This is a genomic window from Candidatus Rokuibacteriota bacterium, from assembly GCA_030647435.1.
GTDB lineage: Bacteria > Methylomirabilota > Methylomirabilia > Rokubacteriales > CSP1-6 > AR37.
In genome coordinates this window covers 1-8,361 of record JAUSJX010000055.1, presented here as the reverse complement: position 1 = coordinate 8,361, position 8,361 = coordinate 1, and the positions used below count along the sequence as shown (strand labels likewise).

Here is an 8,361-nt window from a genome sequence, read left to right as displayed (position 1 = left end):
CGTGAACACATGCGCCACCCTCACCCCGACCCTCTCCCTCTCCGAGGGAGAGGGAGCCGTTTCGATCCCCTCGCCCCCGGAGAGGGACAGGGTGAGGGGGCGCATAGGACGCGGAACACGCGTTCGTGAATAGAGCAGGCTAGTGCTCTCCACCCGTGAGGAAGAGTTTGTCCAAGGCGCCCGTGCGCTCGGCGCCGGGGACCTGCGCGTGATGGGCCGGCACATCCTGCCCAACATCACGAGCGCGCTCCTCGTCCAGGCCACGGTCTCGATCCCCGGCGCCATCATCGCCGAGGCCATCCTGTCGTTCCTGGGGCTGGGCGTCCAGCCGCCGAGCCCGAGCTGGGGCACCATGCTGAACGCGGCACAGCAGTTCCTCGAGACGGCGCCGTGGATGTCCTGGTGGCCGGGGCTCGCCATTTTCTCTCTCGCCCTGTCCTTCAACCTGGCGGGCGACGGCCTGCGCGATTGGCTCGACCCGAAGGACTACTAGGCGAAGATCTCGTCGACCGCGATGCGGAGATCGGGGAACACCGACGGCGAGACCGACTCGCCTCGCCGGAACGTTTGGACAGACGCGTAGCCGGAGCCGGAAGGGTTCGTATATGCCTTGACCTCATCGCGGGACACGTCCACGATCCAGTACTCGCGAATCCCGGCTTCAGCGTACAGAGGAAGCTTGAGATCACGGTCGCGTCTCAGTGAGGTGTCGGCGACTTCGATGAGGAGCAGCACGTCCTCCGCCGTCGGGTACGCCGAACGGTACGAGCGACGACGCGCTATGGCGACGTCCGGCTCCGGGGCGGACCGAGGCGACAGCCGGATGGTGAGCTGCGGCCAAACAACTGCGCGCTCACCCAGACCGGTCACGAACAATCGAATCAAGGCCGACACGGCGGCCCCGTGCCGGATTCCGGAGGGTGTCATCTCGACGATCTCACCGTCAAGCAGCTCGACCCGGTCCCGTTTCGTGAGGATCCCGGCCTCGGCCATGTGCAGATACTCGTCCACGGTGAACCGCCGCCGCACCACGTCGACGCTCATCGCACTCCTCCATGCGGGGAGCTTAGACGCTCCCCGCTCCTGCTGTCAGCGCCCACAGTAGGATACACCGCCTGGGCGCCGCCTAGGGGTGGGTGCCGACGTAGTCGGCCGCCGTCACCCACCCCATGGCTCCGAAGCCGCCGACGAAGTACACGTCGCTGACCTCGAGCCGCCAGAAGGCGAAGTCCTCGAAGTCCACCCACTGCCGGGCCTCCGGATGCCGGTCGAGGTACGTCGCGCGCGCTGCCGGCCGTCCTCCGTCGGCCACACGCGTGGCGCGGCCCATCACCGTCACGCGTCCGGCGGCGAGCGGGTCCTCCTTCCCACCGGGCTCGGTCACCAGCAGGCTCGCGCGCGCGTCGGCTTCGAGGTTCTGCGTGTGCATGGCCATGCCGCTGATGAGAAGCAGCGGCGCGCCCTGGGGGTCCGGCGCGTACGGCATGACCGAGCCGAACGGATGCCCCGGGTGCCGCCGGGAGAGCGTCGAGAGCGCACCTGCGCGCGCGAGGTGAACGAGGGTCCGCGCGCGCTCCGCATAGCTCGGCTCGGTTGTAGGCGCCGCCGGGCCGCCTCCCGGTCCAGGGCCAGCGTGGCGGCTCACGTCAGTCGCCTCTCGGATGTCATCAGGGTGGGCCCGGCTCCTAGAGCGCGCTGCGGCCCGAGGCCTTGTCCAGGAAGCCCACCAGCACCCGCGTGAACTCCTCCGGCTGCTCGACGTTGGAGAGATGCGAGGCCGAGCGGAGGATGGCCAGCTGCGCCCCCGGCAGCGCGGCGTGGATATCCCGCGCCATCTCGACCGGTGTGCCGGGGTCCTCTTCGCCGACGATGACCAGCGCCGGGCAGTGAAGCTCCTTCAGCCGGTCGGTCAGGTTGATTTTGGGAATGGCGTGGCAGCAGCCGATGTAGCCCGCGGGCGGCGTGCTGCGAATCATGCCGCCGATCCGCTCCATGACTTCGGGCCGGCGCGCGCGAAAAGGCGCCGTGAACCAGCGCTCGAGCGTGCCCGCCACGAGCGGCTCCATGCCCTTGGCGCCGACGGTCTTGATCCGGTCCTCCCAGATGGGCGCCGCCGCCGCCGGATACCGGCTCGTCGTATCGCACAGCACGAGGCTCTTGACCATCGCCGGGTGCTTCAGCGCAAAGGTCTGCCCGATCATGCCGCCCATGGAGAGCCCCACGAAGTGCGTCTCCTTGACGCCGAGGCCGTCGAGGAGGCTCTTCAGGTCGTCGGCCATCTGGTCGAGCGAGTAGGCGCCGTCGGGCGCGCTCGTCTGGCCGTGGCCGCGCGTGTCGAAGCGCAGCACGGTGTAGCGAGAGGCGAGCGCCTCGGCCTGCTCGTCCCACATGTGCAGGTTGCAGCCGAGGGAATGGCTCATCGCCACCACCGGGCCGCTGCCTTCCTTCTCGTAGTTGATCTCGATGCCGTTGGCCTTGATCTTCATGATACCTCCGTCGTGGGGGTGATCAGGGAACCAGAGAGAAGCGGCCGATCTTGGCGGGACGGTACACCTCGAAATCCCTCCGGTCCAGCGTGAAGACGCGGGTGATGCCCTCGCGCTCGGCGACCGTCACCAGCGCCGCGTCCGCCACGTCCATCGGCAGGTCGCGGTACTTGCGCATCAGCGCGCGCATACGCGGGACGTCTGCGGCATCGAGCGCAATGAGGGTAACCCCTCCCTCCTCGAGCATGTCCCAGACGGCATCCTGGGCCTCCCACGAGAAGTCAAGGAGGTAGAGGGCCTCGGTGATGACGGGCCAGACCGTGCAAAGAGGCCGGCGGATCGAACCTAGGGCCGTGCGGCATCGGTCGTGCTCCTGGTCACTCGCGTGCACGAGCGCAACGAGCGGCCCGGCGTCCAGCAGGGTCACGGACGCTTCCGCTCACGGAGCATCCTGGCGAACTTTTCACCTGTGCGAGACGAGAGATCCGGCGGCCCGCCCCGCACGCACCCGATCCAGGGCTTGAGGGCTTCGTACGCGCTCTCGAATTCCCGCACCGCCGTCTCCGTCTTCGCGAAGGCATGGATTGCGTCGCGAATGACCTTGGACTTGGTCTGGCCCTTGCGCCGCGCGAGGCGGGCGACCAGGCTCTCCGTCTTGGCGTCGAGCCGAACGCTGGTAGGCATACGCTTCCTCCTGTAGGACAGGACTGTACTACAGGCACTCCAACGACACAACCCCGGAAGGTGCTATTCGCGGGTGGCGGTGCTGGGACAGATCTGGTTGTAGGCGCAGTAGCGGCAGGTCTGGTAGCCCGGCGTCGGATCGAAGCGGCGGGCGCGGATGCCGGCGGCGGCCGCCTCGATGGCCTCTTGGGCCTCGGCGAGGTCTTTCTCCGTCGGCTTGTGCCGGCCGGCCAGGCCCGACTCGAGGAAGCGGAGCTCGACGCGCACCGGCAGGTGGCCCGTCATCTCCTTCTGCGCGAGCGCGTACATCTTGAGCTGGAGGCTGTCCTTGGCGCGCTGGTCGGCCTTCTTCTGCTCGGTGATGTCGCTCGACTTGTAGTCGATGACGATCGTACCCTCGGGCGTGTCGTCCACGCGGTCGAAGCGCCCCCGGACGCGCGTCGGCCCCAGCGCGAAGCCAAACTCGCGCTCGACGTCCGTGGGCTTCTGCCCTGACGCTTCCTCCTCGTGGTAGAAGCGCGTCAGCGCCTCGACACCCGCGCGCTTGCGCTGCTCCTCGTGCTCGCGCGTGAGGAACCCCTCGTTCCGCCACGCGTCGTCGAAGGCCTTCAAGAAATCCTCGAGCGAGGTGAAATTCCCCACGGCCCGGCGCCGCAGGTAGAACTCGACGGCCTTGTGAATCGAGCTGCCATAGACGACGCTGTGGTGCTGGCGCAGCGGGATGCGCTTGATGTGAATGTACTGGTACTTGAGCGGGCACGTCTTGTAGTCGTCCACCTGGTTGTGGCTGACCGTCAGCTCCTGCCCGGGCGGAATCGGCGCCGCTCCCGCCCCCTCGTGGGCCGGCGGCGGGGCGTTGCGCTGGAGCTCCTCGATCGCCTTGGCCTTGAACGGCCGTGCGGCGTCCTTGGGCAGGTCGAGCGCCTCCAGCACGAACTGGCTCGTCTTCCACTTCTTCCGGCCGCCCATGTCCTGTGCACTCGTGAGGTAGAGCGCCTCCTTGGCGCGCGTCATCCCGACGTAGAAGAGCCGCCGCTCCTCCTGCAGGTGGAAGTCGCCGGTCGGCAGCGTGTCCTTGATCAGCCCGAGCGGCATCTCGAGCGCGTCGCCGCGCCGCCGCGTCGGGAACTTCTCCTGGACACAGTTCACCAGGAAGACCACGGGCCATTCGAGGCCCTTGGCCTTGTGGACCGTCAGGACGGGCACGGCGGGTGTGTCCGTGTCAGCCTCGGCCAACGGCGGGTCGTCGCCCGCGTCCATCAAGGCGTCGAGGTGATTGACGAACTCGCGCACGTTATCGTACTGGAGCACGCGGGCGGCGTCCCGCACGCGCGTGAAAAACTTGCTGACGTTCTGGACCTCCTGCTCCTGCTCGGCGGGGGCCTTGGCGTAGCGGGTCATCAGCCCCGAGTCCACGAGGAACTGGTAGAGCAGCTCGCCCGTGGGCGTCTCGCGCGACAGCTCCATGTAGCGCACGAGGTCGGCCACGAGACGCCCGATGACCGCGCGCCCCTCCTCGCTGACGTCGAGGTCCGAGGGCACCTGACGCAGGACGTGGAAGAGCGTCCGGTGCTTGCGGTCTGCGTACGTCGCGCACTCGGTCAGGTCCACGATCGGCACCTGGTAGATGTCCGAGGAGGCGAGGTAGTGCAGGCTGACCGAGTCGTCCGTATGCGCAACGCTGCGAAGAAAGGCGATCAGGAGCCGGATCTCGGGCCGGCCGTAGAGCCCTGCGTTTCCCGAGAAGGTCCACGGAATGCCGCGCAGGTTGAGCGCGCGCAGGAAGGGGTCTGCATCATTATTCGCCCGCACGAGGATCGCCATCTCCCGATAGGGGCGCCCCGCCGAATGCTCCTCGGCGATCATCTCGACGGCGCGGTCGGACTCGCTCGACACCGTGTCGAAAGCCAGATGCACGGGTGGGCTGCCCACGCGCGGCTTGCCGTCGGGCCCTGTCGAGACCAGCTTCTTGTCGATGTGCTGCGCCGCCTCGAGACGATCCGGGTCATTGTGCTTGATCAGGCTGTAGGCCGCGTCCAGCACCGCCTGGGGCGAGCGGCGGTTCTCGATCAGCACCACCTTCTTCGCGTCGGGATACGTCCGGTCGAAGTCGAGGATGTTACTCATCGAGGCGCCGCGGAAGCGGAAGATGGCCTGGTCGTCGTCGCCGACGACGGTGACGTTGCGGTGCCTCGCGGCCAGCAACTTGACCACCTCAAACTGCGCGTAGTTGGTGTCCTGGAACTCGTCGACCAGGATGAAGCGGTAGCGCTCCTGGCAGCGCCTGAGAACGTGCGGCCGGGTGCGGAAGAGGCGCAGCACTTCCACGATCTGGTCGCCGAAGTCGATCTGGCCGAGCCGCGCCATGAGCGTCTGGTACTGCGCGTAGGTGCGCGCCAGCTCCACGTGCTCCTCGGCCTCCATGCGCGCGGCATCGTCGCCCACCGCGGCCAGCAGCCCCTCGGCGTGGGCCAGGTACTCGTCGGGCCCGACGTCCTCGTCCTTGAGCCGACTGAAGAGCGTGATCATGGCCTGAACGTGCCGCGTCGGATCGCCCAGCGGCCGGAAGTGCTTGAGCGGGAACTCGAAGAGATGATCGCGCAGGAAGATCACCTGCTCCGCCCGCGTGAGCACGCGGAAGTCGGGCGTCAGCCCCAGCTCCAGCGCGTTTTCCTTGATGAGCCGATCACCGAAGGCGTGGAAGGTCGAGATCTGGACGTCCGCGTAGCCGTAGGGCACGAGCGTGTCCACGCGCTCTTCCATCTCGGCCGCGGCCTTGTCGGTGAAGGTCAGCGCGAGGACCTCCGACGGCCGGGCCTTCCGCGTGGCGATCAGGTACGCGATGCGGTGAGTGATGACCGTCGTCTTGCCGGTGCCGGCTCCCGCGATGATGAGCAGCGGCCCGGCTTCGTGTGTGACGGCCTGCCGCTGGGCCTCGGTCAGGTCCTCGAGGATCCTCTCGGCTTCGCGCTGGACTTCAGCCATCAGCGGTCTAGCGGCGGATCTCGGAGTTGGCGGAGGCCATCAGCTCTTCGAGCTCGGGCGGGCGCACGAGCGCGATGTCCCCCCAGATCGTGCACTTGAGCGCGGCCAGCGCCGTCGCCGCGTCCACCGCCTCCTGGGCGGAACGCCCCTGCAATACGCGCCAGAGGAAGCCGGCGGCGTACGCATCGCCCGCGCCCACGCGGTCCACGGTGGTGACCGTGTAGAGCCGGGAGGGCCGCAGGACGGCGCCGGCGTCCAGCACGGCCGAGCCCGCCTCGCCGAGCGTCAGCGCGATGGTGGCCGCGGGCGCAAGCCGAGCGAGCCCGCGCAACACCTTCTCCGGCTCGCCTGACAGCTCGAACACGGTTTCGGCGTCGTCCGAGCCGATGAAGAGATAGCGGACAACCGGGAGCACCTCCGACAGAAAATCTCGAGCTTCCCTGGCCGACCAGAGGCGAGAGCGGTAGTTGACATCGAACGAGACCGGCACGCCCGCCGACTGCGCCTCCCGGCACGCCCGCCTGACGACGGCGCGGAGGTTGTCACCGAGCGCGGCGGTGATGCCCGAGAGGTGCACCATCCGCGCCCCGCGCACAATCGCCCAGTCCACCTCCTCCGGCACGAGCTGGCTCATCGCCGAATCGCGACGGTCGTAGAGCACGCGGACGGGTCGCGGCGGGACACCGTACTCGAGGAAGTAGAGGCCCATACGGCTGCCGGGCCGTCGCAGGACGCCCGCGCAGTCGACTCCATGGCCGGATAGCTCGCGCACGGTGCGATCGCCCCAGGCATGCTCGGCGGGCAAGGCCGAGATGAACGCCGTCCGCAACCCGAGGCGCGAGACGGCCGCCAGCACGTTGGCCTCGGAGCCGCCGATCTGGACATCGAGCGCGACGGCCTGGTCGAGGCGCTGCGGCGGCAGGGCGGCCAGCCTGAGCATGACCTCCCCCAGCCCGACGAGATCGTGGCCCATTGGGGAAGGCGTCAGGAGGCGGCCGCGAGGCGCACTTTGAACGTCGTGCCCAGGATCAGCTTGGTCTGCAGGCTCTCGAGGTGCCGGTCGGGTCCGAACGTGACGCTGGCTGGCTGGTTACGGCGCGCCCAGGAGGAAAAACTGGTGATGTCGATGAGAGCGCTAAGGCGGCCCGACGCGCCCTCCGGCACGGCCTGGAAGCGCAGCGGGATCAGCTCGGCATGGTAGCTGCTTGCGGAGACGTCGTCGGGGCCCTCGTCTTCCGGTCGCGAGCGGCGGACGATGAAGGTCCGATAGGTGCCGTCCGGCTCCCGCTCCAGCATGTTGGCGACGAAGTTGAGCTCGGCTGAGAGGAGATCGTCCACGCGGCGGTCGGCCGGCAACTTGAGCGTATCGTCCACCTGCCGGCGTCGCCCGAGGAAGAAGGTGTGCATGACGGAGTGGTACTCGACCGTGCCGCGGTCGTGGTCGTAGAGCATGTCGAGCCGGCTTTCTCGGCCCCGGATGGTGCTGTGGCTGCGGATCTCGACGGGCATGAACCGCCCCTGTCGGATCATGCCGCGGGCCTCCGTGTCCAGCGAGATGCTGTCCCCCTCGCCATTCATGCTGACACGATAGCGGCCGGCCTTGTGGTCGATCTCCTTCACGACCGTCCCCTTGAGGGCGAAGGTGATCAGGTTGAAGAGGACGCCCACATCCACCGAGTAGTCGAAGACTTGTCGCGCCGGAACGTCCGCCAGGGCTACCCGAGGACTCACCAGCAGCGGCAGCGAGGCCGCCAGGAAGGCTCGGCGCGAGAGGCGGAGGGCCATGGTCTCCTGCGATTGTACCTCAAACAGAGCAAGCAGCAATCCTGAGGAAGTCCTTGTATTTATGGTACGATAGGTGCCATCTCGCCTTACGCATTGATCGCTGAACCGTCGAGCTACCAGCCCACATTTTCGATTTGAACGCTGAACGCAGTGGGCCATAATCGGTCGACGCCCGCATGACACGCGGCTCTCGGGGGCTCCTCGCTGGTACGGAGGGCACCACCCAATGCAGGGCTCCTGACATGCCGCGCGAAACCTGGGGTTTTCGCTTGACTTGATAGGGTGTATGCGGCATAATAGTGGCAACATGTGGAGGTTGCCATGGCCCTGACCGCCCGCCTGCCGCTCGTCCCGCCCGGTGCGCACGAGGTGACGGATTCGCTGGCCATCTTCCGTGACGGCGAGCGCGTCGTCTTCTTCA

Annotated in this window: 8 protein-coding genes and 1 pseudogene; 1 reads left to right on the top strand and 8 read right to left on the bottom strand. The window is 67.8% G+C overall.

Annotated elements, in window-relative coordinates; all coding sequences use genetic code 11:
* Positions 1-142 precede the first annotated feature (142 nt).
* A pseudogene (locus Q7W02_10100) lies at positions 143-493 on the top strand (ABC transporter permease).
* On the opposite strand, the gene Q7W02_10095 reads toward Q7W02_10100, so the two are convergent.
* From Q7W02_10095 to Q7W02_10060, 8 genes are all read right to left on the bottom strand, one after another.
* Entirely contained in the window at positions 490-1,044 is a 555-nt protein-coding gene (locus tag Q7W02_10095) for a Uma2 family endonuclease (protein MDO8476527.1), read from the bottom strand. The pseudogene Q7W02_10100 and the gene Q7W02_10095 overlap by 4 nt on opposite strands.
* Before the next feature lie 82 nt (positions 1,045-1,126).
* A complete protein-coding gene (locus Q7W02_10090) occupies positions 1,127-1,645 on the bottom strand; it encodes a pyridoxamine 5'-phosphate oxidase family protein (protein ID MDO8476526.1) in 519 nt (172 codons plus the stop codon).
* Positions 1,646-1,685: 40 nt separating this feature from the next.
* Positions 1,686-2,486, bottom strand: coding sequence for a 3-oxoadipate enol-lactonase (gene pcaD / locus Q7W02_10085; protein ID MDO8476525.1), 801 nt, complete (start codon positions 2,484-2,486; stop codon positions 1,686-1,688).
* A gap of 22 nt (positions 2,487-2,508) precedes the next feature.
* Positions 2,509-2,913 carry a PIN domain-containing protein gene (locus tag Q7W02_10080; protein MDO8476524.1) on the bottom strand — a complete coding sequence of 135 codons (405 nt, stop codon included), beginning with the start codon at positions 2,911-2,913 and terminating at the stop codon, positions 2,509-2,511.
* Positions 2,910-3,170 carry a ribbon-helix-helix protein, CopG family gene (locus tag Q7W02_10075; protein ID MDO8476523.1) on the bottom strand — a complete coding sequence of 87 codons (261 nt, stop codon included), beginning with the start codon at positions 3,168-3,170 and terminating at the stop codon, positions 2,910-2,912. Before Q7W02_10075 ends, Q7W02_10080 begins: the two co-directional genes overlap by 4 nt.
* Positions 3,171-3,233: 63 nt before the next feature.
* Positions 3,234-6,155 carry an ATP-dependent DNA helicase gene (locus tag Q7W02_10070; GenBank protein ID MDO8476522.1) on the bottom strand — a complete coding sequence of 974 codons (2,922 nt, stop codon included), beginning with the start codon at positions 6,153-6,155 and terminating at the stop codon, positions 3,234-3,236.
* Positions 6,156-6,162: 7 nt separating this feature from the next.
* Positions 6,163-7,128 (bottom strand): sugar kinase, encoded by a 966-nt coding sequence (locus Q7W02_10065; protein ID MDO8476521.1) that lies wholly within the window; start codon positions 7,126-7,128, stop codon positions 6,163-6,165.
* An 11-nt stretch (positions 7,129-7,139) separates the two neighbouring features.
* Positions 7,140-7,940: a hypothetical protein gene (locus Q7W02_10060; GenBank protein MDO8476520.1), complete on the bottom strand. Its 801-nt coding sequence runs from the start codon at positions 7,938-7,940 to the stop codon at positions 7,140-7,142.
* Positions 7,941-8,361: the final 421 nt, after the last annotated feature.

Coding starts and splice junctions, on each gene's coding strand:
- Q7W02_10075 (MDO8476523.1), bottom strand. CDS start 3,170: ATGCCTACCAGCGTTCGGCTCGACGCCAAGACGGAGAGCCTGGTCGCC.
- pcaD (MDO8476525.1), bottom strand. CDS start 2,486: ATGAAGATCAAGGCCAACGGCATCGAGATCAACTACGAGAAGGAAGGC.
- Q7W02_10060 (MDO8476520.1), bottom strand. CDS start 7,940: ATGGCCCTCCGCCTCTCGCGCCGAGCCTTCCTGGCGGCCTCGCTGCCG.
- Q7W02_10070 (MDO8476522.1), bottom strand. CDS start 6,155: ATGGCTGAAGTCCAGCGCGAAGCCGAGAGGATCCTCGAGGACCTGACC.
- Q7W02_10095 (MDO8476527.1), bottom strand. CDS start 1,044: ATGAGCGTCGACGTGGTGCGGCGGCGGTTCACCGTGGACGAGTATCTG.
- Q7W02_10065 (MDO8476521.1), bottom strand. CDS start 7,128: ATGGGCCACGATCTCGTCGGGCTGGGGGAGGTCATGCTCAGGCTGGCC.